Raw genomic sequence first — 22,460 nt, 5'->3', positions numbered from 1 at the left:
CGGATGGACTTCCGGGCGACGCCGCGAGTCGAACCGTCCATAACGCAGAAGATCTCCACGAGCACGAGAAGGTCAAGCCGTGAGTGCACCTACCGCTCGGCCCCACCCAGGGCAGAAGCCCGGGGCCCGCAAGCCCGGCGCCGGAATCCCCGGCGCGCACCCCGCCGCCTCGAAGTCGAACGTCGACCTCGCACACAGCACCCACAGCGTTCTCGAGGGTGCCCGCACGGTAGCGCCCGAGCGCGTCACCGGTGCGCAGTCGGTCGTCCGCTCGCTCGAGGAGATCGGTGTGGACACGGTCTTCGGCATTCCGGGTGGCTGCATCCTTCCGGTCTACGACCCGCTGCTCGACTCCACGAAGGTGCGCCACGTCCTGGTGCGCCACGAGCAGGGTGCCGGCCACGCCGCCACCGGCTACGCACAGGCCACCGGCAAGGTCGGCGTGTGCATGGCCACGTCGGGCCCCGGCGCCACCAACCTGGTGACCCCGCTCGCCGACGCGCAGATGGACTCGGTTCCGATCGTGGCCATCACCGGACAGGTGGGGCGTCCGCTGATCGGCACCGATGCCTTCCAGGAAGCCGATATCTCGGGCATCACGATGCCCGTCACCAAGCACAATTTCCTGGTCTACGACGCCGCCGAGATCCCGCGCGTGATCGCCGAGGCCTTCTATCTGGCACAGAGCGGTCGCCCGGGCGCGGTGCTCGTCGACATTCCGAAGGACGTGCTGCAGGAGGACACCGTGTTCTCCTGGCCCCCGCAGATCGACCTGCCCGGCTATCGGCCCGTGACCAAGCCGCACGGCAAGCAGATCCGCGAGGCCGCGCGGCTCATCGCGGCGGCGAAGTCGCCGGTGCTCTACGTCGGCGGCGGAGTGCTCAAGGCCGAGGCCTCCGACGAGCTGCTCAAGCTGGCCGAGCTGACCGGTATCCCCGTCGTGACCACGCTGATGGCGCGCGGTGTGTTCCCGGACAGCCATCAGCAGCACATGGGTATGCCCGGCATGCACGGCACCGTCGGCGCCGTCGCCGCACTGCAGCGCTCCGACCTGCTCGTCACCCTGGGGGCGCGGTTCGACGACCGCGTCACCGGCAAGCTCGACTCGTTCGCGCCCGACGCCAAGGTGATCCACGCCGATATCGACCCGGCGGAGATCGGTAAGAACCGGTTCGCGGACGTGCCGATCGTGGGCGACTGCAAGGAGGTCATCGCCGAGCTCATCGCCGCGATCTCCGAGGACCGTGCCACCATCGCGGCCCCGGACCTCACCGCGTGGTGGGAGTACCTCGACGGCATCCGCGAGACCTACCCGCTGGCGTACAACACCCCGTCCGACGGTGCTCTGAGCCCGGAGTACGTGATCGAGCGTCTCGGTGCCGCCGCCGGCCCCGACGCGATCTACTGCGCGGGCGTCGGCCAGCACCAGATGTGGGCGGCCCAGTTCGTCAAGTACGAGAAGCCCCGCACCTGGCTGAACTCGGGCGGTCTCGGCACCATGGGCTACGCGGTCCCCGCGGCTCTCGGCGCCAAGATGGGCGCGCCCGAGAAGGAGGTCTGGGCGATCGACGGTGACGGCTGCTTCCAGATGACCAATCAGGAGCTCGCCACTGCCGCGATCGAGGGCGCGCCGATCAAGGTGGCCGTCATCAACAACGGCAACCTGGGCATGGTCCGCCAGTGGCAGACGCTGTTCTACGAGCAGCGCTACTCCAGCACCGACCTGTCGACGCATTCGATGCGGATCCCCGACTTCGTCAAGCTGGGCGAGGCCCTGGGGTGCGTCTCCTTCCGCTGCGAGCGCGAGGAGGACGTCGACGCCGTGATCGCGCAGGCCCGCGAGATCAACGACCGTCCGGTGGTCATCGACTTCATCGTGGGCGCCGATGCCCAGGTGTGGCCGATGGTCGCTGCCGGCACCAGCAACGACGAGATCATGGCGGCGCGCGACATCCGTCCGCTGTTCGACGAGGACGACGCGGCCGACGAGCCCGCCGTCATCCACGCTGCGATGGAGCGTCCCGACGCTGCGACGCTGTCCGGGGAGGAGCACAAGTGAGCACCACGCACACGCTGAGCGTTCTGGTCGAGGATCGTCCGGGCGTGCTCGCCCGCGTCTCGTCCCTGTTCTCCCGCCGGGGTTTCAACATCGAATCCCTCGCGGTGGGCGGCACCGAGCTCAAGGGCGTCAGCCGCATGACGATCGTCGTGACGGTCGATGAGCTGCCCCTCGAGCAGGTCACCAAGCAGCTGAACAAGCTGGTCTCCGTGCTCAAGATCGTCGAACAGGATTCGACGACCTCGGTGGCGCGCGAGCTCATGCTCATCAAGGTGCGCGCCGACGCCACCTCCCGGGGCCAGGTCACCGACACCGTCGACCTGTTCCGGGCCAAGATCGTCGATGTCTCACCGGATTCGGTGACCATCGAGGCCACCGGCACGCCGGACAAGTTGGACGCGCTGCTGGCCGTGCTGGACCCGTTCGGGATCCGCGAGATCGCCCAGTCGGGTGTGATCGCACTGGGCCGGGGTCCGAAGTCGATCACGGCAACGCGATAATCATCACAAGTTTCTAGGAACCGAAGGGATACCGAACCAAGTGGCAGTGGAAATGTTCTACGACGAGGACGCCGACCTCTCGATCATCCAGGGCAAGAAGGTCGCCGTCATCGGCTACGGCTCGCAGGGCCACGCGCACTCGCTGAGCCTGCGCGACTCGGGCGTCGACGTGCGGATCGGCTTGCAGGAGGGCTCGAAGTCGCGCGCCAAGGCCGAGGAGCAGGGCCTCACCGTGGACACCCCGGCGCACGTCGCCGAGTGGGCCGACGTCATCATGATCCTGGCGCCCGATACCGCGCAGGCATCGATCTACACCAACGACATCGAGCCCAACCTCAAGGACGGCGACGCGCTGTTCTTCGGCCACGGCCTCAACATCCACTTCGACCTGATCAAGCCCCCGGCGAACGTCACGGTCGCGATGGTCGCGCCGAAGGGCCCGGGCCACCTCGTGCGCCGCCAGTTCGTGGACGGCAAGGGCGTTCCCGCGCTGATCGCCGTGGATCAGGACCCGACGGGAGAGGGGCAGGCCCTCGCGCTGAGCTACGCCGCCGCGATCGGTGGCGCCCGCGCCGGCGTCATCAAGACCACCTTCAAGGAGGAGACCGAGACGGATCTCTTCGGTGAGCAGGCCGTGCTGTGCGGTGGCACCGAGGAGCTCGTGAAGACGGGCTTCGAGGTCATGGTCGAGGCCGGTTACGCGCCCGAGATGGCCTACTTCGAGGTGCTCCACGAGCTGAAGCTGATCGTCGACCTCATGTACGAGGGCGGCATCGCTCGCATGAACTACTCGGTGTCGGATACCGCGGAGTTCGGCGGCTACCTATCGGGCCCGCGCGTCATCGACGCCGGCACCAAGGAGCGCATGAAGGAGATCCTGTCCGATATCCAGGACGGCACCTTCGTCAAGCAGCTCGTCGCGAACGTCGAGGGCGGCAACAAGCAGCTCGAGGCGCTCCGCAAGGAGAACGCCGAGCATCCGATCGAGGTCACCGGCAAGAAGCTGCGCGACCTGATGAGCTGGGTCGATCGGCCGATCACCGAGACCGCGTAACACGGTCTTTCCGCACGCGAGAGCCCCGTCGAACCGGTGAGGTCGACGGGGCTCTCGCGTCACCGGGTATACGGACGCGCTCGGTGAACGTCTCGTCGGCCACGAAGAAACCAGCACTGCTGATTGATAGTGATAGAGTGGCGCCAATCGGCTATCAAACGATGGTCCGTGGACGAAAGCGAGACGTGAGATGCGACTGGCACTGACGCACATGAGCCGGACCATGAACGATCCGTTCCCGGGGCAGGCGGAGTACGAGCAGACGCTCACCGACCTCTCCGAGGCGTCGGTGCGCCGCAATTTCGACCCGTACCTCGACATCGACTGGGACGACCCGGAGCTCGCGATCGTGCCGGACGATCCGCGCTGGGTGTGTGACTCCCGTTTCGATCCGATCGGCCGCCACCCCTGGTACCAGGCCCAGCCGCTGGCGAAGCAGATCGAGATCGGTATGTGGCGTCAGGCCAATGTGGCCAAGGTCGGCCTGCAGTTCGAGTCCATGCTGATCCGCGGCATCATGCAGTACACGGCGGCACTGCCGAACAATTCGCCGGAGTTCCGCTACGCCACGCATGAGGCGAAGGAGGAGTGCCAGCACACGCTGATGTTCCAGGAGTTCGTCAACCGTGTGGGAATGGACGTGCCCGGCGGCAGCTGGTTCCTGCGCCGCATCTCGCCGATCGTGCCGCTGGCCGCGACGATCGCGCCGCTGTACTTCTACATGATGGTGCTCGGCGGCGAGGAGCCGATCGACCACCTGCAGAAGCAGTTCCTGCGTTCGGGCTCCGAGCAGCATCCTGCGATGAGTTCCATCATGCAGATCCACGTGGCCGAGGAGGCCCGGCACATCGGCTTCGCGCACCAACTGCTGGAACACAAGATTCCCACCCGCGGCGCCTTCCCGCGCCTGGTGCTCTCACTGATGCTGCCCATCACGATGCGCGTGATGGTCACCATGATCATGATGCCGCCCAAGCAGTTCTGGGACACCTTCGATATCCCGCGATCGGTGAAGAAGGACATCTTCTGGCGCTCGCCCGAGTCGCAGCAGATGAAGCGCGACGTCTTCGGTGATGTGCGGATGATGGCCGACAAGGCCGGCCTGATGAATCCGCTCGCCAAGCTCATGTGGCGGATCTGCGGCATCGACGGACGTATCTCCCGGTTCCGAAGCGAGCCCGCCTACGCCGCGCAGTAGCTACAGTTTCGCGAGCGCGCGGCTCGCGGCGTGGAAGCCGCACATGCCGTGTGCGGCGGGACCGGGTGGTGTCGCCGCCGAACAGATGTACATCCCAGGCACCCCGAGGTCGTAAGGCTGCAGCGTGATCCGCGGCCCGAACACCAGCTGCATCGGATCCTTGGCGCCCGTGTTGATGTCGCCGCCCACGAAGTTCGCGTTGTAGCGCGACATCTCGGTGGTCGAGCACACCGCCGTGCCCACGATCCGCTCCCGGAATCCGGGGGCGAAGCGTTCGATCTGCGCGATGATCGCCCCCGTGGCGTCACCGGTGAACCCCGCGGGCACATGCGCGTACGACCACACCGGGTGCACATCGCCTGAGCTTCGCGACGGATCGGCGAGATACTGCTGCCCTACCAGGACGAAGGGCCGCTCGGGCATCCGTCCGGCTGCGATCTCCCGCTCGGTGGCGGCGACCTCGGCGAACTCACCGCCGAGGTGCACGGTGCCGGACCGTCGCGCATCGGGATTGGTCCAGGGCACCCCGCCCTGCACCGCGAAGTCCACCTTGAACGCGCCGGGGCCGTGCCGGAATCGGTTCAGCGCGCGGCCGATCCGCCGCGGGAGCCGATCGCCGAGAATACCGGCGACCTGGCGCGGATCCAGGTCGAACAGGGTGACATCGGTCTCGGGCAGGTTGCCCGCCGTGACCCGTGCCCCGGTCTCGATCCGCCCACCCAGATCCTCGAACTCGGCGGCCAGCGCGGCCGCGATCCGGCCCGATCCGCCCTCCGCCACCTGCCAGCCGTGGCGATGACCGGCCGTGATCAGCCCCAGGCCGATAGCGGAGGTCATCGGCCGGTGCAGCGGCTGGAAAGTGTGCGCGGCGATGCCGGCCCACAGCCCGCGCGCCGTCGGGGTCCGGAAGGCGCGCGCCACGGCCGCTGCGGGCAGCGGCGTCGGCATCCCGAATTCCGCGAGCGCCACCGGGTGGCGCGGTACCCGGAGCATCGGCCCCATCATGGTCGGCGCGATGGCGTCGAAGTTGCGCACCGACCGTCCGAACAGGCTCCGCCACACGCGGCTGTCGGGCCCCATGCCGGCTGCGGTCTCGTCCACACCGCGGTGCAGCACCCCGGCGCTGCCGTCGTCGAGCGGGTGCACGCAGTCCAGCTCGGCCGAGCGCCAGCGCAGGCCGCGCTTCGCGATGTCGATCGTCGCGAGGAACGGGGAGCCGACCGCCATCGGGTGGATCGCCGCGCAGTGGTCGTGGACGAGCCCCGGGGCCAGGGTCTCGAAGGACCGCACACCGCCGCCGACGGTCGCTCCCGCCTCCAGCAGGGTGGTCTCGATTCCCGCGCGGGCCAGGGTGATCGCTGCGGCGAGCCCATTGGGGCCGCCGCCGACGACGGTGCCGGTTGTCATACCGACGAGCCTACGGGGAAGCGCACCGGATCGGCCGTCCACGTGATCTCGCACGGGACCGGACCGTCGGGCAACCAGGGCTGGCTGGTCACGCAGTCGGTCACGTTCCATCGCCCGCGCGCGATCACACCCAGTGCGGCGTCGATGATCTTGAAGTCCTGGCTCATCCGGGTCACCGGCTGAGACTCGGCCCATACCACGATCAGCTCGCCGGGATCGAAGCCGACCTGCTCCTGTACAGCGGCGATCAACCGCTCGTCGTGCAGGTGGCCGTCACCGAAATTGAAGCCGATCAACGTATTGCACACCAGCTCGCCCTCGCGGAGCGTGCGCTGCTCCACATCCGGTACATGCCGCAGCATCATGGAGAACAGGCCCCGGCCGTTGCTGTGCAGCGCTCGCCAGCCGAGTCCCTTCTCCAGCAGCACCTCCGCCCATTTCCGCTCGATCCCGAAGGACACGAACTGGTCGACGGTGTTGTGCACCGGCCGCTGCACCCGATTGAGCTTCTCCTCAGCACCCGGCGCGAAGGCCCACATGCCCGTCGCCCAGTTACCGGCGTACTGCCGCAGCGAGGGTAGGAACGAGACCTTGTCGGGCCGGATGTTGCCGAGCACCGGGAAGAAGGCGAGCGCCGCAAGTGTGGGCAGCGCCAGCCACGCCGGCGACATGTCGAGCACGGAGAACCCCTCCTGCGCGGGGAATCCCACGAACAGGAAGACGGCAGTGTAGGCGAACAGCAGGTTCCACTCCAGCGGAACCGCCAGCGGGAAGGTGGAGATGATGAACAGGTGGTAGCACACCATGAAGACGGCGCAGACCACGGTGAGGGTGCGGTTCGTGGAGAACAGCAGAATCAGGGGAGCAGCGATCTCCACGAAGGTGCCCAGCCCCTCGGCCATGAACCGGGATAGCTTCGATGGCAGCAGATCGTTCGGGGCGTTGCGGTAGTGCGCCCGGCGCAAGCCCGTGAAGGGCATGCACGGGGAGTTGGAGACCATCACCGGGATCACCATGATGAAGTGTCGGCCGATCTTCGACAGCCCGGCGCCCACCCAGATCGACACGATGAGCAGCTTGAGGCCCACGATCATGGTTGCGAAGGACAGTAGTGGGAACACGGCGAACATGATCATCGCGGGCAGGTACTGTTCGCCGCGGGCGCCGAGGAAGATCGTCTTGTCGCGCAGGCCGATCAGGATCAGCAAGGCGATCGGCGCGACCATCGACCAGGACGGCAGAAGTGCAGAGGGGGAGTCGCCGACCGGCCCGCCGGGAAGTGCGATACCCACGATCAGTGCGGTGAGCAGGCCCAGGTACAGCCCCACGTCGACGCCCGTGCGCCGGTTGCCCTCCGTGAGCGGCACCCAGCTGTAAGGCCGCAGACGGATCGTCCCGGTGCGGGCCCAGAAGCGGATCCCGCCGGTCATCGGCTTGATCTTGAAGGTCAGCGGGCCCCACGCGCCGGCGATGCCGATGGCCTCGAGCAGCGTGGTCCACAGCACCAGCTTCTGGTAGACGATGGGCTGATTCCACCACTGCCCGATCTCCCAGAAGCGCAGGCCAGAGGTCGCGGTGGCCACGAGCACGCCGCCGAAGGCGAAGAGCACCACCAGTTTCGCGATGTACACGAGGTATATGCCCCACGCGCTGCCGAAGCCGTTGTCCACCCAGTGCTGGGTGGCGAACGTGACCCGCTCGCGGATCGGGCGGGCGAGGAACTCGTCGGGATCGACGGGCGGGAACGCGGGCTGCAGGAATCCCATGGCTGTCTTCTCTCTTCGCTACGGGCTCAGTGTGCGGCGTCGATGCGGCGCAGAGCGGGCTTGTCGATCTTGCCGACGGGGTTCTTGGGCAGCGCATCGACGATCGATACGGCGGTGGGCTGCTTGTACTTCGCGAGATGCTCGGCCGTATGCGCCAGGATGCGGTCTGCGGAGAGTGCTGCACCCGGCGCGGGCGCCAGATACAACACCGGCACTTCGCCGTACTTCTCGTCCGGACGGCCGATCACCGCTACCTCGGCCACACCGTCGAGCCCGTACACGACGGTCTCGATCTCCTTGGGGTAGATGTTCTCCCCGCCGCGGATGATCATGTCCTTCGCCCGGTCTACCAGGGTCAGGTACCCGTCGGCGTCGATGAGGCCGACGTCGCCGGTCCGGAGCCATCCGTCCGCCACCGTCTTCGCGGTCTCCTCGGGGCGGTTCAGATAGCCGCGCATGATGTTCGGCCCGGCGAGCAGAACCTCGCCTGCCTCACCCTGCGGCAGCTCGGTGCCGTCGCCGCCGACGATCTTCAGCTGCTGTCCGGGCAGCGGCAGCCCCACGGTGCCCACCTTGCGGACCCCGTCCAGCGGATTGCAGGTGGCGGCGCAGGTACATTCGGAGAGGCCGTACCCCTCGATGAGCGGGAAGCCGTACCGTTCCTCGAAGCCGACGAGCAGTTCGCGGCTCGCCGGGGCCGCGCCGCACACCGCGAACCGCATTCGAGAGGTATCGGGCTGCACCTCAGGTGGCAGGCCCGCGAGCATCGTGTAGATCGTGGGCACGCCCGAGAAGTAGGTAGCGCCGGTGGATTCGACGATGTCGAAGAACGTGCGAGGGTCGAAGCGGCCGATGATGGTGACCCGTCCTCCCGCGCGCAGCGGATTCAGCGTCGAGACCACGATCGCGTTCACGTGGAACAGCGGCAGGATCAGCAGGCTGTGCTCGCCGGGCCGGATCTCGAAAGCGGCGCTGGACATCTCACTCATGGCGGTGAGATTCGCGTGGTCGAGCATGACGCCCTTGGAACGGCCGGTGGTCCCGGAGGTGTAGATCAGTAGCGCCAGGTCCGACGGTGCCGCGACCGGCGCCGTCTCATCGGGGGCGTTCTCCAGCAACGCCTCCGGATGAAGGACGGGAACACCGTCGGGTGCGCCGCCGTCGGCGGCGATGAGAACCCGCGCTCGCGCATCGGTGATCTGGAACGCCGATTCATTCGGCGTGAGATAGGGATTGATCGGGGTGACGGCGGCGCCGAGCCGCCACGCCGCGAAGAGGCCGACCACGAGGAGCGCCGTGTTCGGCAGCCGGATGGCGACCACATCGCCGCGGCCCACCCCGGCCGCACGCAGTGCGGCGGCCGTCCGCCGCACGGCGTCGAGGAAGGCGGCGTTGTCGAGATCGAGCGCATCGTCGGCGACGGCGGGATCGTGCGGTGCGGCTGTCGCGCGGTCGTCGGGGACGGAGGCGAAGGTCGTGCTCACGGGGGCTCCTGTTCGGTCGGTGCCAGTAACGCTATGCCGATGTGATCGCGATCACTCCGTCTCTTTGCGACCAAGCTTCGGCCGGTATTCGTCTCCGGAGGACAAAGAAACCGGCACACGACGCATGATCAGCGACCTAGTCTGACCTCATGCGACAGACCTCCGGGAACGAGGAGCTCGGCGTCGATCCGATCGGCGCCGTGGTGGCGGGGGTGCTGCGGGAGCTCGAACCGCGCCTCGTCGCCGACCGGATGACCGCACTGATGCTGGCCGAGATCCCCGAACTGCGCGCTGATCACGCCCTCGACATGGCGCTCGCGGCCAGCGTCGCGGGCAATGTCGACACGGTGCTGCATGGCATGATGCTCGGCGTCGAGCCCGGTCGTATCGAGGCGCCGCTCGCCGCGATGGAGTACCCACGCCGCCTCGCGCAGCGCGGCTTGCCGGTCACGGCTCTGGTACGTGCTTACCGGCTCGGACAGGCCAGCATGGTGCGACAGATGCACGACGCAGTGCGGGCCACCGGGCTCACCGTGGAACAGAAGCTCGCCGCACACGAATGGATCACCGACTGGTCGTTCGCGTACTCGGACACCGTGATCGAGACCGTGATCACCGCCTACCAGCGCGAGCGCGACCGGTGGATGCAGGCGCGGTCGGGCGCTCGCGTGGCGCGGGTGCGCGAGCTGCTCGCCCACGACGGCGTCGTCGACGCCGACGCCGCATCGCTCGCCATCGGCTATCCGCTGCGTCGCAGTCACCTCGCGCTCATCGCCTCCTACTCCGATTCCGACGACACCGACGGCCCCGACCGTGTGGAGGTGTTCGTACGCGAACTCGCCGCCGCCGTCGGTCCCGTGGAGGCGCCGCTCCTACTCGCGGCCGATCAGCGCACCGTTTGGGGCTGGCTGCCCGTCGGCGACCCCGTCGAGGCGGTGGACCGGGCCCGCCGGCATGCGGCGGCATCGTCGGGCGACGGTCCGCGGGTGGCCTTCGGGGCCGTGCGTCCCGGTATCGAGGGGTTCCGGCGCTCGCACACCGAGGCGGCCGCGGCACGACGGACCGCGGGCGAGCGCCCCGTGGTGTTCGCCGGTGACCCCGGCGTGATGGTCGCGGCGCTGGTCGGGACCGATCCCGGGGCGGCGCAGCGCTGGGCTCGCGACGTGCTGGGCCCGCTGGCCGAGGACACCGAGGCCGATGCCCGCTTACGCCGCACGCTGGCGGTCTATCTACGCCACGGGGGTGGCTACAAGGCGGCGGCCGCCGAACTCACGCTGCATCCGAACTCGGTGAAGTACCGGGTACAACGCGCCCTGGAGCGCCGCGGCCGCGGTATCGGAGCCGATCGCCTGGATGTGGAGGTCGCGCTGCTCGTGTGCGACCCGGCGGTGAGCGGCGGCACCGCAGGTCACTAAGCTTCAGGCCACAACCGGCACCCTGATTGAGGAGCGCAAGTGAGCCGTCCCGTGGTATTGATCGCCGACAAGCTGGCACCGTCGACTGTGGAGGCGCTCGGCGACGGCGTCGAGGTGAAGCGGGTCGACGGTCCGGACCGTCCCGCTTTGCTGGCCGCGGTCCCCGAGGCCGACGCGCTGCTCGTGCGCTCGGCGACCACCGTCGACGCCGAGGTCCTCGCGGCCGCCACCAAGCTGAAGATCGTGGCCCGCGCCGGCGTCGGCCTCGATAACGTCGACGTGCCCGCCGCCACCGAGCGCGGTGTGCTGGTGGTGAACGCGCCCACCTCGAACATCCACACCGCCGCCGAGCACGCGGTCGCGCTGCTGCTGGCCACCGCGCGACAGATCCCCGCCGCCGATGCCACCCTGCGCGAACACGAGTGGAAGCGCAGCAAGTTCAACGGTGTCGAGATCTTCGGCAAGACCGTCGGTGTGGTGGGCATGGGCCGCATCGGCCAGCTCGTCGCGCAGCGCCTGGCCGCCTTCGAGACCAAGATCATCGCCTACGACCCCTACGTGAGCCCGGCCCGCGCCGCGCAGCTCGGCATCGAGCTGGTGACCCTCGACGAGCTCGTCGAGCGCGCCGACCTCATCACCGTGCACCTGCCCAAGACCCCGGAGACCAAGGGCCTCATCGGCCGCGAGCTGCTGGCCAAGACCAAGAAGGGCGTCATCATCGTCAACGCCGCCCGCGGCGGCCTCGTCGACGAGCAGGCGCTCGCCGATGCCATCACCTCGGGCCACGTCTTCGGCGCCGGCCTCGACGTCTTCGAGACCGAGCCCTGCACGGACAGCCCGCTGTTCGAACTCCCGCAGGTCGTCGTGACCCCGCACCTCGGCGCCTCCACCTCCGAGGCCCAGGACCGCGCCGGCACCGACGTCGCCAAGAGCGTGCAGCTCGCGCTCGCCGGCGAATTCGTCCCGGATGCCGTGAACGTCAAGGGCGGCGCCGTCGACGAGGAGGTCGCGCCCTGGCTTGAGCTCACCCGCAAGCTCGGCGTGGTGCTCGGCGGCCTGCCCGGCCCGCTGCCGGAGAAGGTCGGCGTCACGGTGCGCGGCGAGCTCGCCAGTGAGAACGTCGAGATCCTGCAGCTCTCGGCCCTGCGCGGCCTGTTCTCGGCCGTCATCGAGGACGCCGTCACCTTCGTCAACGCTCCCGCGCTGGCCGAGGAGCGCGGTGTGAGCGCCGAATTGGAGAAGCTCTCGGAGAGCCCCAACCACCGCAGCCTCGTGGATGTGCGTGCCGTGTACGGCGATGGCACCGTGCACAACGTCTCCGGCACCCTGTCCGGCCTCGGTCAGGTGCAGAAGGTCACCAACATCAACGGCCGCAACTTCGACCTGCGAGCCGAGGGCCTCAACCTGTACGTCGCGTACCCGGATCAGCCCGGCTCGCTGGGCAAGCTGGGCACCGTCCTGGGTGACGCGGGCATCGACATCCAGGCCGCTGCGCTGAGTCAGGACGCCGAGGGCAACGGCGCCACCGTGCTGCTGCGCGTGAGCCAGCCGGTCCCGGCCGATGTGCAGCAGAAGATCAGCGACGCCGTCTCGGCCACCACCGTGGTGCAGGTGGACCTGTCGTGAAGCTCGCGGTGATCGGTGGGGACGGTATCGGCCCCGAGGTGGTGGCGGAGGCACTCAAGGTGCTCCGCGTGGTGGCCGGTGATATCGAGACCACCGACTACGACCTGGGTTCGCGTCGCTATGAGCGCAACGGTGAGCTGCTGACCGACGAGGATCTGGCATCGCTACGCGAGCACGACGCGATCCTGCTCGGCGCCATCGGCGATCCGCGCAAGGTGCCGCCGGGCGTGCTCGAGCGCGGTCTGCTCCTGAAGATGCGCTTCGCGCTCGACCATCACGTGAATCTGCGGCCCTCCAAGCTGTTCCCCGGCGTGGAATCGCCCCTGAAGAACCCTGGTGAGATCGACTTCGTGGTGGTCCGCGAGGGCACCGAGGGTGCGTACACGGGCAACGGCGGCGCGATCCGCGTGGGCACCCCGCACGAGGTGGCCAACGAGACCTCGGTGAACACGCGTTTCGGCGCCGAGCGCGTGGTGCGTTACGCCTTCGCGCTCGCACAGACCCGCCGCAAGAAGCTGACGTTGGTGCACAAGACCAACGTGCTGGTCTACGGCGGCGGCCTGTGGCAGCGCACCGTCGACGAGGTCGGACGCGAGTTCCCCGATGTCGCAGTGGATTACAGCCACATCGACGCGGCCACCATCTACCTGGTGACCGATCCGTCGCGATTCGACGTGATCGTCACCGACAACCTGTTCGGCGACATCCTCACCGACGAGGCGGGCGCGATCTCCGGCGGTATCGGTCTCGCCGCGTCGGGCAACATCGACGCGACCGGCACCAATCCGTCCATGTTCGAGCCCGTACACGGCAGTGCGCCCGACATCGTGGGCCAGGGGATCGCGGACCCGACAGCGGCCATCTTGTCCGCGGCGATGCTGCTGCGTCACCTCGGGAACGAGGACGGCGCGCAGCGCATCGAGACGGCCGTCGCGGCCGATCTCGAGGCGCGCGGTGACGCCCCGGTCCGCACCGTCGAGGTCGGCGACCGCATCGCCGCCACCCTCAGCGTCTAGCAGCCACTCCGGCTTAACAGCGTTAGCCCATACTGTTTCCCCAGGAAGCGGTGTGGGCTAACGCTGTTAAGTCAGGTGGTGGGGGTCGACGGTGCCGCCTCGGGATGTTCCGGCACGTCCGCGGGCTTCGCGTCGGAGGGCACCAACGGGTAGGCGATCAGCGGCGCGAGGGCGACGATGGCGAAGGCCGCGGCGAAGCCGGTGGCGTGGATCAGGGTTCCCAGGACCGGCCCCGCGGCGGTGGTCACGATGAACTGCCCGGTGTTCTGGATTCCCAACGCGCGTCCGCTGTAATACGGGCCGGCCTTCTCGGCGATCGCGGTGAAGGCCAGGCCGTTATCGGCGACGGTGACCACCGACGCGATCAGGAACACCGCCACCGCGATCGGAGACCCGACGGCGGTGAGTGCGCCCAGTGCACCCATTGCCGCGGCTGCTCCCAGCGCGATCCACTTGATCGGCGCGGTGCGCGATCCCAGCCGGTCCGACCAGGCGCCCGCCGCGATCCGGCCTAGGGCACCGCACAGCTGGCTGGCGGAGACCAGCAGTCCGGCGGTGGCCGGTGCCCAGTTCAGGCCGACGATCAGCCATGTGATGCCCCATGTCCATATCGCGCCCTGCGGCAGCACGAGCAGCAGCGAGACTGCGTGGATGCGAGCAAGGAACGAGTCCTCGCGATAGGGATTCGTCCGCGCCTCGATAGCGGCCGCACCGGATTCGGGGCGCGGCGGGTCGACGATGAACGCCCACACCAGGATCAGGGACACCGCGGCGACCACGAGCGGTACGGTCATGGCCGCGGTGAGGCCGACCCGGTTCGCCAGCAGCGGCATGGTCAGCGACAGGATCGCGATGCCCAGCGGTTGCGAGGTCTGCCGGATGCCCATCGCGGTGCCGCGACTCGATGCGGGGAACCACCCCACCACGATGCGACCGCTCGCTCCGTTCCCGCTCGCCGCCATCGCGGACGAGACGAAGAGTCCGATCGCCACCATCGGTAGCGGAAGGTGCGCGGCGAACGCCGCGACGGTGCCGGCCAGTCCGGCGGTGGCGCTGGCAAGGCTCACCAGCAGCACGCGGCGCTCGCCGTAGCGGTCGATCATCGCCCCCCACAGGATCGTGGTCAGGAGCAGGCCCGCGGGCGCGGCAGCGGCGAACACCCCGGCACGCTGTGGACTGAGCCCGTCGCGGATGAGCTGGGGGAGGAGGAACGCCGTGCAGTTCACGGTGGCGGTGGTGGTGATCGCGGCGGTCATCGAGACCGCCAGGATCCACCAGCGGCGGGCGGCGGACATCTCCATCGCGACTCCCAACTGATGAGACGACATGCTTAACATCTGAGACAAAGCCTAGCTGATCGAAGTATTCCGGTCGACCGGTAGGCTCGCCTCATGCGCCTTGCACGAATCGCCAGCAGTGACGGAGTCGCGTTCGCGGCCATCGAGGGTGACCCGGACGACGGTGCCCGTGCCCGCGAAATCTCCGAACATCCCTTCGGCACACCGGAGTTCACCGGCCGTAGCTGGGCACTCGACGATGTGCGACTGCTCGCCCCGATTCTGGCCAGCAAGGTGATCTGCATCGGCAAGAACTACGCGGCGCATGCCGCTGAGATGGGCGGCGAGGCGCCCAAGGATCCCGTCATCTTCATCAAGCCCAATACCTCGATCGTCGGGCCGCTGGCTCCGATCAAGCTGCCGCGCAACTCCCAGCAGGTGGACTACGAGGGCGAGCTCGCCGTGGTGATCGGCCAGCCCTGCCGCGATGTCGCCGCCGCACGCGCCAAGGACGTCATCCTCGGCTACACCGTGGCCAACGACGTGACCGCCCGCGATCAGCAGGCGCACGACGGCCAATGGACCCGCGCCAAGAGTTACGACAGCTTCTGCCCGCTGGGGCCCTGGATCGAGACGGATTTCGACCCGTCGGATGCGCGGATCTACACCGAACTCGACGGCGAGATCAAACAGGACTCCCGCACCTCGCTGATGATCCACTCGATCGGCGACATCGTGGAGTGGATCTCCTCGGTGATGACCCTGCTCCCCGGTGACGTGATCCTCACCGGTACCCCCGAGGGCGTCGGGCCGATCCGTGCCGGCCAGCAGGTGGCGGTCACCGTCGAAGGCATCGGCACGCTCACCAGCCTTGCCGAGGACCGCTGATCACCGGTCGATGATCGCCGCCGTCCCGGGCTCGCCCGGGCGGTACGGCTCCCACGCCGGGGCGCCGGGACGTCCCGTCGCGACGAAGCCGGCGACGGCGCCGCAGAACCGCCGGGCCAGTGCGCGATCCGCGGCGCTCACGTCGCCGAGCATCGCTGCGCCGGCATAGCTGTCGAGTGTGTTGAAAGCGAACGGCAGGTCCGCGCAGTGCGTGGCGCCGAGCCCGGTCGGGTCCGGTGTCGTGGCGCGGTCGAAGCGATACGCGTACACGAGGTTTCCGGCATCGGCGTGCCGGTCGGCGATCGATCGGATGCCGAAGAGGGCGTCCCCCGCCGCGCTCTCGGCGTTCCGGTCGCGGGCGTGGCGCGGATCGACCGCGCGGAAGGCCGTCATCTCGTCGCGTACCGTCCCGATCATCAGCGCCTTGCCATTGAGCGCGCCGGCATCGAGCGACTCCTCCCACGGCCGCTCGGTTCCGAATCCGCCCAGTACCGGATACATCGGCGGTGCCACGGTGCCCGGTATCGAGGTCACCCCGGCCAGGTCGCGATACGCGTCGAGCAACTGAGCTGCCGCCAGCCCGCGCAGCGCTGCCGGATCGTCGACTCCTGCGAGCGCCACGTAGCGATCGGCGCGGGCGACGGCCTCGTCCTCGGGCTGTGGCGCCATCCCGAACGGCCCGCTCTGCGCGAGCACCGCATGCACTCGGGAGGCGGTCGCTGGGGACAGTGCCAGGTACAGAGCCGAATACGCCCCGGCGGACTGGCCGCCCACGGTGATCCGCGCCGGATCTGCGCCGAACGCGGCGGCATTGCGCGCCACCCAATTCAGCGCCCGGGCCTGGTCCTGGATGCCGAGATTGTCTGCGCCGAGGTCCGGATGGTGGATGAAGCCCAGCGGTCCCACGCGATAGTTCGCCGTGACCACCACGATGTCGCCGGCCCCGGCGAGCTGCGCACCGTCGTACCAGTCCCAACCGCCGCTGCCGCTGGTGAACCCACCCCCGTGGAACCACGGCAGGATCGGGCGGTCCGCGGCGCCGTCCGGGGCCCAGACGTTCAGGGTGAGACAGCCGTCCTCGTCCCAATCCGGCACGCGCCGCCCCATCACCGCCTCCAGCCGGGACGGTCCCTGCGGCACCGACGGCCCGGCGTGCGCGCCGTCGAGGACGCCCGCCCACGGCTCGCACGGCTGCGGTGGCGCGAAGCGCAGCGACCCGACGGGTGATGCCGCGTACGGGATGCCGCGGTACGTGGCGATTCCGTGAGCGACGGTGCCGCGCACCGTTCCCGACTCGGTCACGGCGATGCGTTCGGTCATATCCCGAGGCTAGGCCGGTCGCCCGGTGTGCGGCGACTACCCTGGTAGCCGTGACTGAACTGCCCTCGAACCCGACCGATCGCGCCGTGCGCGTGCGTTTCTGCCCGTCGCCCACCGGCACCCCGCATGTGGGCATGGTGCGCACCGCGCTGTTCAACTTCGCGCACGCCCGCCACACCGGCGGCACCTTCGTCTTCCGCATCGAGGACACCGACGCCGCCCGCGACAGTGAGGAAAGCTATGCCGCGATCCTGGAATCGTTGCGCTGGCTGGGGCTGGATTGGGACGAGGGGCCCGAGGTGGGCGGCCCGTACGGTCCCTACCGGCAGTCCGAGCGTAGGGAGCTGCACCTCGACGTGGTGCGGAGGTTGCTCGACGCCGGGCTCGCGTACGAGGCCTTCTCCACGCCCGAAGAGGTGGAGGCGCGGCACGTGGCCGCCGGTCGCAATCCGAAGCTGGGGTACGACAATTTCGACCGCGACCTCACAGCGGAACAGAAGGCGGCGTACGTCGCTGAGGGTCGCAGCCCCGTGGTGCGGCTGCGGATGCCCGACCATGATCTGGCGTGGAACGACATGGTGCGCGGCGAGACCACCTTCGCCGCCGGGAGCGTGCCGGACTTCGCGTTGACGCGGGCGAACGGCGATCCGCTCTACACCCTGGTCAACCCCGTCGACGACGCATTGATGAAGATCACCCACGTGCTCCGCGGAGAAGATCTGCTCAGCTCCACCCCGCGGCAGATCGCGCTGTACGAGGCACTGCAGAAGGTAGGGCTGGCCGAATTCACGCCGGAGTTCGGGCATCTGCCATTCGTCATGGGGGAGGGCAACAAGAAGCTCTCCAAGCGCGATCCGCAGTCGAACCTCTTCCATCACCGGGACCGAGGCTTCATCCCGGAGGGGCTGCTCAACTACCTCGCACTGCTCGGCTGGGGGATCTCCGCCGACAACGACGTTTTCAGCCTCGACGAGATGATCGCCGCGTTCGATGTGCACCGGGTGAACTCGAACCCGGCCCGATTCGACCAGAAGAAGGCCGATGCGATCAATGCCGAGCACATCCGTTTGCTCTCCGCCGAGGACTTCGCCGCCCGCCTGCGGGCGTTCCTGATCGAGCGTGGGCATGTGAGCGATGCGCAGCTCGGGCCCGAGTTCGTCACCGCCGCCGACCTCGTGCAGACCCGCATCGTGGTGCTCGGGGATGCGTGGGATCTGCTGAAGTTCCTGTACGTCGATGAGACGGAGTTCATCGTCGACCCGACTGCGGCCGCGAAGAACATCAAGGCCGACGCCGGCGCGGTGCTCGACGCCGCCTCCGAGGTGCTCGCGGACCTCGACGACTGGACGACCGAGGCCATCGAGAACGCGCTCAAGGTCACGCTGATCGACGAACTCGAACTCAAACCGCGCAAGGCGTACGCCCCGATCCGCGTGGCCGTCACCGGCTCGCCCGTGAGTCCGCCGCTGTTCGAATCGCTCGAGTTGCTGGGCCGCGAACGGACCCTGGGGCGCCTCGCCGCGGCGCGTGCTCTGGTGCCTGCGGGCGGTGCCACGGACCAGTAGGGGTTGACCAGCCGATTTGGCGTATCCGTTTCCGGTGGGTACGCTGAATCGCGGCTCAAAACGGGGTTGGAAACATCCCCGAGGCGAGTGATTGGCCTATGGTGTAATTGGCAACACAGCTGATTCTGGTTCAGCCATTCTAGGTTCGAGTCCTGGTAGGCCAGCGTGACAACGCTTCTGTGAACGCGGAAGCGTGTCCTAGCCCCCGTCGTCTAGCGGCCTAGGACGCCGCCCTCTCACGGCGGTAGCGTGGGTTCGAATCCCATCGGGGGTACGTTCGATGTCGGTTGTGCTACCTTCATCGGCAGTTCTAGCCCCCGTCGTCTAGCGGCCTAGGACGCCGCCCTCTCACGGCGGTAGCGTGGGTTCGAATCCCATCGGGGGTACGCAGACGAAAGGCCCGGACCGAGCGGTCCGGGCCTTTCGCGTTCTCGAGGAGGGCACGTGCTCGAACCGGACTTCTTCGATGCTCTTGACCGCCTGCTCGCCACCAGCGAGCTGATCGTGGATCGCCGGCATGGCACTGCGCACCCGCGCTATCCGGGCATCGTCTATCCCGTCGATTACGGCTATCTCGCAGGTACCGTCTCCGGTGACGGGCAGGGCATCGATGTGTTCCGTGGATCGGACCGCGGGCGCGGCGTGGTGGGCGCCTTCGTGACCGTCGACCGCGGTAAGCGCGATACCGAGGTGAAGCTGCTGGTGGACTGCACTATCGCCGAGATCGTCGCCGTGGACGCACTTCTCGGCCGTCTCCATCTGCCCCGCGCGCGACTGGTGCGGTGAATTCACTGGCCGCGCAAGAGCTCGTCCGGATCGGCGCGGATCTACAGCCGGCGTTGCAAGGCCTCCGCGGCCTGGAGAAGATCTGCGGCCCACCGCGCACCCGGGCGGCGGCCCATCCGATCGATGGGTCCCGAGACGGAGATCGCGGCGATCACGTCGCCGCGCGCATCGCGCACCGGCGCAGAGACGCTCGCCACGCCCGCCTCTCGCTCTCCGGCGCTCTGCGCCCAGCCGCGCTTGCGGACATCGGACAGGGTGCGGTCGCTGAACGAGGTATCGGACGCATCCGCCCACGCGGTGAGGACTTTCGCGCCCGAGCCCGCGGTCATCGGCAGTCGGGTGCCCACCGGTACCGTGTCGCGTAGGCCGGACGGAGGTTCGGCCGCTGCAACGCAGACGCGGTGATCGCCTTCGCGGCGGTACAACTGCACCGACTCTCCGGTGATCTCCCGCAGCCGGGGGAGCACCATGGCGGCCGCGTCCACCAGAGTGTCGGTCGTGCTGGCGGCCAACTCGCGCAGCGCGGTTCCGGGGCGCCACAGGCCGTCGCCGTCGCGGGAGAGCAGGCCGTGGAGCTCGAGTCCCACGGCCAGACGGTGCGCCGTGGCGCGGGGAAGCCCGGTGCGGCCGCAGAGGTCGGCGAGGCTGGCCGGCTCCGCGGCGGCGGCACGCAGTACGGCTACCGATTTGTCGAGTACTCCGATGCCGCTCACGGGGGCCGGAGCCGGACTTTCGGTCGGATCGGCCAGTGAGCTATTCTGTCCCATAGTTCGATACTAAGCTCTCGCATGGTGGGATTCAACGCACAGCCCGCGTCCCTCTGCGGAGCCCGATCGTAGGAGCAGGTGGAATCCATGCAGCCGCGCACCATGGCCGAGAAGGTCTGGGATCAGCACGTCGTCGTCAAGGGGGAGGGCGAGGGCGCATCGCGTGAGCCCGACCTGATCTACATCGACCTGCACCTCGTGCACGAGGTCACCAGCCCACAGGCGTTCGACGGTCTGCGCCTGGCCGGCCGCACCGTGCGCCGCCCGGATCTCACCATCGCCACCGAGGATCACAACGTGCCGACCGACACGCTGGTCCAGCCGATCGCCGATGAAGTCTCCCGCACCCAGGTCGAGACGTTGCGCCGCAACTGCGCCGAGTTCGGCGTGCGCCTGCACTCGATGGGGGACGGCGAACAGGGCATCGTCCACGTGATGGGACCACAGCTCGGTCTCACTCAGCCGGGAATGACGGTGGTGTGCGGCGACAGTCACACGTCCACGCACGGCGCCTTCGGCGCGATCGCCATGGGCATCGGTACCTCTGAGGTCGAGCATGTGCTGGCCACCCAGACATTGGCGCTCAAGCCCTTCAAGACCATGGCCATCAATGTTTCGGGCGAGCTGCAGCCGGGCGTTACCTCCAAGGATCTGATCCTGGCCATCATCGCCAAGATCGGCACCGGCGGCGGCCAGGGATACGTGCTGGAGTACCGCGGCAGCGCCATCGAGAAGCTCTCGATGGAGGCGCGGATGACCATCTGCAACATGTCGATCGAGGCCGGCGCCCGCGCCGGGATGATCGCGCCCGACCAGATCACCTACGACTACATCCGAGGGCGCGAGCACGCGCCGCAGGGCGAGCTGTGGGACGAGGCCGTCGCGGCGTGGGATGCCCTGCGCACCGACGAGGGCGCCGTCTTCGACGCGGAGATCGACATCGACGGCGGTGCGCTGACACCGTTCGTCACCTGGGGCACCAACCCCGGTCAGGGCCTGCCGCTGAGCGGTTCGGTTCCCGATCCGGCGTCCTTCGGCTCCGACGGGGAGCGCGAGACCGCGGCGAAGGCGCTGCAGTACATGGGGCTCGAGCCCGGCACACCGCTGCGTGAGATCGCGGTCGATACGGTCTTCGTCGGCTCCTGTACCAACGGACGGATCGAGGATCTGCGCGCCGTCGCCGAGATCCTGCGTGGTCGTAAGGTTGCCGACGGGGTGCGAATGCTGGTGGTACCCGGGTCGATGCGGGTCCGTGCGCAGGCCGAGGAGGAGGGGCTGGGGCAGATCTTCCTCGACGCCGGTGCCGAATGGCGGCAGGCCGGATGCTCGATGTGCCTGGGAATGAACCCCGATCAGCTCGCGCCCGGTGAGCGTTCCGCGTCCACCTCGAATCGCAACTTCGAGGGCAGGCAGGGCAAGGGGAGCCGCACCCATCTGGTCTCGCCCGCGGTGGCCGCCGCCACCGCGGTGCGCGGCACGCTGTCGTCGCCTGCCGATCTGGCCCCCGCCGATCTCGCTGCCGCTGGCGCCTGATCGCCGAATGCCCCGAGACCTCAGTCGCATCTAGGAGAGACCCGATGGAAGCCATCGTCACCCACACCGGTATCGGCGTACCGCTGCGCCGCACCAACGTCGACACCGACCAGATCATCCCCGCTGTCTACCTGAAGCGAGTCACCCGCACGGGATTCGAGGACGGGCTGTTCTCGGCCTGGCGCGCCGATCCCAACTTCATTCTCAATACGGCACCCTACGACCGGGGATCGGTCCTGGTGGCGGGCCCGGACTTCGGTACCGGCAGCTCCCGGGAGCACGCCGTCTGGGCGCTGATGGACTACGGCTTCCGCGTGGTCATCTCCTCGCGGTTCGCCGATATCTTCCGGGGAAATTCGGGCAAGGCGGGCCTAGTGGCAGCTCTGGTCGAGCAGGAGAACGTGGAACTGCTCTGGAAGGCACTCGAGAACGAGCCCGGACTGGAGGTCACGGTCGACCTCGAGGACCGCACGGTGACCGCCGGGGATCTTGTGGTCCCGTTCACGATCGACGATCCGGTCCGCCATCGGCTGATGGCCGGATTGGACGATATCGGCACCACTTTGCAGCAGTCCGACGCGATCGCCGACTACGAAAGTCGCAGGCCCGCATACAAACCCGTCACTATTTAGGCGGACTCAATTGCGTGGGGCGGTGCCGATTCGATCCGGCGCCGCCCCACGTGATTCCGACACACCCTGGATCAAATCTGGCGTGGCACTTGGATTGAATGCAATCCTGCGTTTACGGTATCCGTAGTTGGCTCAGCGGTGAGCCACCGACTGCAGAGGAAAAGCGT

At 68.3% G+C, this 22,460-nt stretch carries 18 protein-coding genes and 3 tRNA genes; 15 read left to right on the top strand and 6 right to left on the bottom strand.

What is annotated here, in order from left to right; genetic code table 11:
• Window positions 1-79 precede the first annotated feature (79 nt).
• The 4 genes from TPAU_RS14345 to TPAU_RS14330 all read left to right on the top strand — a co-directional run bounded on the left by TPAU_RS14345 (window position 80) and on the right by TPAU_RS14330 (window position 4,811).
• Entirely contained in the window at window positions 80-2,059 is a 1,980-nt protein-coding gene (locus tag TPAU_RS14345) for an acetolactate synthase large subunit (protein WP_013127476.1), read from the top strand.
• Window positions 2,056-2,559: an acetolactate synthase small subunit gene (ilvN, locus tag TPAU_RS14340; protein ID WP_013127475.1), complete on the top strand. Its 504-nt coding sequence runs from the start codon at window positions 2,056-2,058 to the stop codon at window positions 2,557-2,559. The genes TPAU_RS14345 and ilvN overlap by 4 nt, the downstream gene beginning before the upstream one ends.
• A 52-nt stretch (window positions 2,560-2,611) precedes the next feature.
• Window positions 2,612-3,613, top strand: a complete 1,002-nt coding sequence (ilvC, locus tag TPAU_RS14335; protein WP_013127474.1) for a ketol-acid reductoisomerase — start codon at window positions 2,612-2,614, stop codon at window positions 3,611-3,613.
• A 190-nt stretch (window positions 3,614-3,803) separates the two neighbouring features.
• Window positions 3,804-4,811, top strand: coding sequence for an AurF N-oxygenase family protein (locus TPAU_RS14330; RefSeq protein WP_013127473.1), 1,008 nt, complete (start codon window positions 3,804-3,806; stop codon window positions 4,809-4,811).
• Here the strand turns inward: TPAU_RS14330 and TPAU_RS14325 are convergent, their stop codons facing one another.
• The 3 genes from TPAU_RS14325 to TPAU_RS14315 are packed head-to-tail and all read right to left on the bottom strand — an operon-like array spanning window position 4,812 to window position 9,468.
• Entirely contained in the window at window positions 4,812-6,218 is a 1,407-nt protein-coding gene (locus tag TPAU_RS14325; protein WP_013127472.1) for a phytoene desaturase family protein, read from the bottom strand. It abuts the gene before it with no gap.
• Window positions 6,215-7,984, bottom strand: a complete 1,770-nt coding sequence (locus tag TPAU_RS14320; RefSeq protein ID WP_013127471.1) for a DUF3556 domain-containing protein — start codon at window positions 7,982-7,984, stop codon at window positions 6,215-6,217. The genes TPAU_RS14325 and TPAU_RS14320 overlap by 4 nt, the downstream gene beginning before the upstream one ends.
• Window positions 7,985-8,010: 26 nt before the next feature.
• The gene (locus TPAU_RS14315) at window positions 8,011-9,468 is read right to left on the bottom strand and encodes a class I adenylate-forming enzyme family protein (protein WP_013127470.1); all 1,458 of its coding nucleotides are present in this window, start codon (window positions 9,466-9,468) and stop codon (window positions 8,011-8,013) included.
• A gap of 149 nt (window positions 9,469-9,617) precedes the next feature.
• On the opposite strand from TPAU_RS14315, the gene TPAU_RS14310 reads away from it, so the two are divergent.
• From TPAU_RS14310 to TPAU_RS14300, 3 genes are read left to right on the top strand one after another with little or no spacing between them, the layout of a single operon-like run.
• Entirely contained in the window at window positions 9,618-10,883 is a 1,266-nt protein-coding gene (locus TPAU_RS14310; protein ID WP_013127469.1) for a PucR family transcriptional regulator, read from the top strand.
• A 39-nt stretch (window positions 10,884-10,922) separates the two neighbouring features.
• The gene (gene serA / locus TPAU_RS14305; RefSeq protein ID WP_013127468.1) at window positions 10,923-12,509 is read left to right on the top strand and encodes a phosphoglycerate dehydrogenase; all 1,587 of its coding nucleotides are present in this window, start codon (window positions 10,923-10,925) and stop codon (window positions 12,507-12,509) included.
• Complete coding sequence (locus TPAU_RS14300; protein WP_013127467.1) at window positions 12,506-13,525, top strand: 3-isopropylmalate dehydrogenase; 1,020 nt, start codon at window positions 12,506-12,508, stop codon at window positions 13,523-13,525. Before serA ends, TPAU_RS14300 begins: the two co-directional genes overlap by 4 nt.
• Window positions 13,526-13,596: 71 nt before the next feature.
• Here TPAU_RS14300 and TPAU_RS14295 read toward each other — a convergent pair whose 3' ends face one another.
• The gene (locus TPAU_RS14295) at window positions 13,597-14,853 is read right to left on the bottom strand and encodes an MFS transporter (RefSeq protein ID WP_245537796.1); all 1,257 of its coding nucleotides are present in this window, start codon (window positions 14,851-14,853) and stop codon (window positions 13,597-13,599) included.
• A gap of 63 nt (window positions 14,854-14,916) precedes the next feature.
• On the opposite strand from TPAU_RS14295, the gene TPAU_RS14290 reads away from it, so the two are divergent.
• The gene (locus TPAU_RS14290) at window positions 14,917-15,690 is read left to right on the top strand and encodes a fumarylacetoacetate hydrolase family protein (protein WP_013127465.1); all 774 of its coding nucleotides are present in this window, start codon (window positions 14,917-14,919) and stop codon (window positions 15,688-15,690) included.
• On the opposite strand, the gene TPAU_RS14285 is transcribed toward TPAU_RS14290, so the two are convergent.
• On the bottom strand, window positions 15,691-17,010 hold the full coding sequence (locus TPAU_RS14285; RefSeq protein WP_013127464.1) for a carboxylesterase family protein: 1,320 nt from the start codon (window positions 17,008-17,010) through the stop codon (window positions 15,691-15,693).
• A gap of 134 nt (window positions 17,011-17,144) precedes the next feature.
• On the opposite strand from TPAU_RS14285, the gene gltX reads away from it, so the two are divergent.
• The 5 genes from gltX to TPAU_RS14260 all read left to right on the top strand — a co-directional run bounded on the left by gltX (window position 17,145) and on the right by TPAU_RS14260 (window position 19,361).
• Window positions 17,145-18,575, top strand: a complete 1,431-nt coding sequence (gene gltX / locus TPAU_RS14280) for a glutamate--tRNA ligase (protein WP_245537929.1) — start codon at window positions 17,145-17,147, stop codon at window positions 18,573-18,575.
• Window positions 18,576-18,667: 92 nt separating this feature from the next.
• Window positions 18,668-18,739: transfer RNA gene (locus TPAU_RS14275), tRNA-Gln, on the top strand.
• A gap of 37 nt (window positions 18,740-18,776) precedes the next feature.
• A tRNA-Glu gene (locus tag TPAU_RS14270) sits at window positions 18,777-18,849 on the top strand.
• A gap of 39 nt (window positions 18,850-18,888) precedes the next feature.
• Window positions 18,889-18,961, top strand: a tRNA-Glu gene (locus TPAU_RS14265).
• A 58-nt stretch (window positions 18,962-19,019) separates the two neighbouring features.
• On the top strand, window positions 19,020-19,361 hold the full coding sequence (locus TPAU_RS14260) for an inorganic pyrophosphatase (protein ID WP_013127462.1): 342 nt from the start codon (window positions 19,020-19,022) through the stop codon (window positions 19,359-19,361).
• Between the two features lie 41 nt (window positions 19,362-19,402).
• On the opposite strand, the gene TPAU_RS14255 is transcribed toward TPAU_RS14260, so the two are convergent.
• Window positions 19,403-20,128, bottom strand: coding sequence for an IclR family transcriptional regulator (locus tag TPAU_RS14255; protein ID WP_013127461.1), 726 nt, complete (start codon window positions 20,126-20,128; stop codon window positions 19,403-19,405).
• An 87-nt stretch (window positions 20,129-20,215) separates the two neighbouring features.
• On the opposite strand from TPAU_RS14255, the gene leuC reads away from it, so the two are divergent.
• Together leuC and leuD are read left to right on the top strand one after the other, a co-directional pair.
• On the top strand, window positions 20,216-21,661 hold the full coding sequence (gene leuC / locus TPAU_RS14250) for a 3-isopropylmalate dehydratase large subunit (RefSeq protein WP_013127460.1): 1,446 nt from the start codon (window positions 20,216-20,218) through the stop codon (window positions 21,659-21,661).
• Between the two features lie 44 nt (window positions 21,662-21,705).
• Entirely contained in the window at window positions 21,706-22,293 is a 588-nt protein-coding gene (gene leuD / locus TPAU_RS14245) for a 3-isopropylmalate dehydratase small subunit (RefSeq protein WP_013127459.1), read from the top strand.
• The last annotated feature ends 167 nt before the right edge of the window (window positions 22,294-22,460 follow it).

The organism is Tsukamurella paurometabola DSM 20162 (assembly GCF_000092225.1).
Lineage (GTDB): Bacteria > Actinomycetota > Actinomycetes > Mycobacteriales > Mycobacteriaceae > Tsukamurella > Tsukamurella paurometabola.
This window is presented reverse-complemented; position numbering and strand designations above follow the sequence as displayed.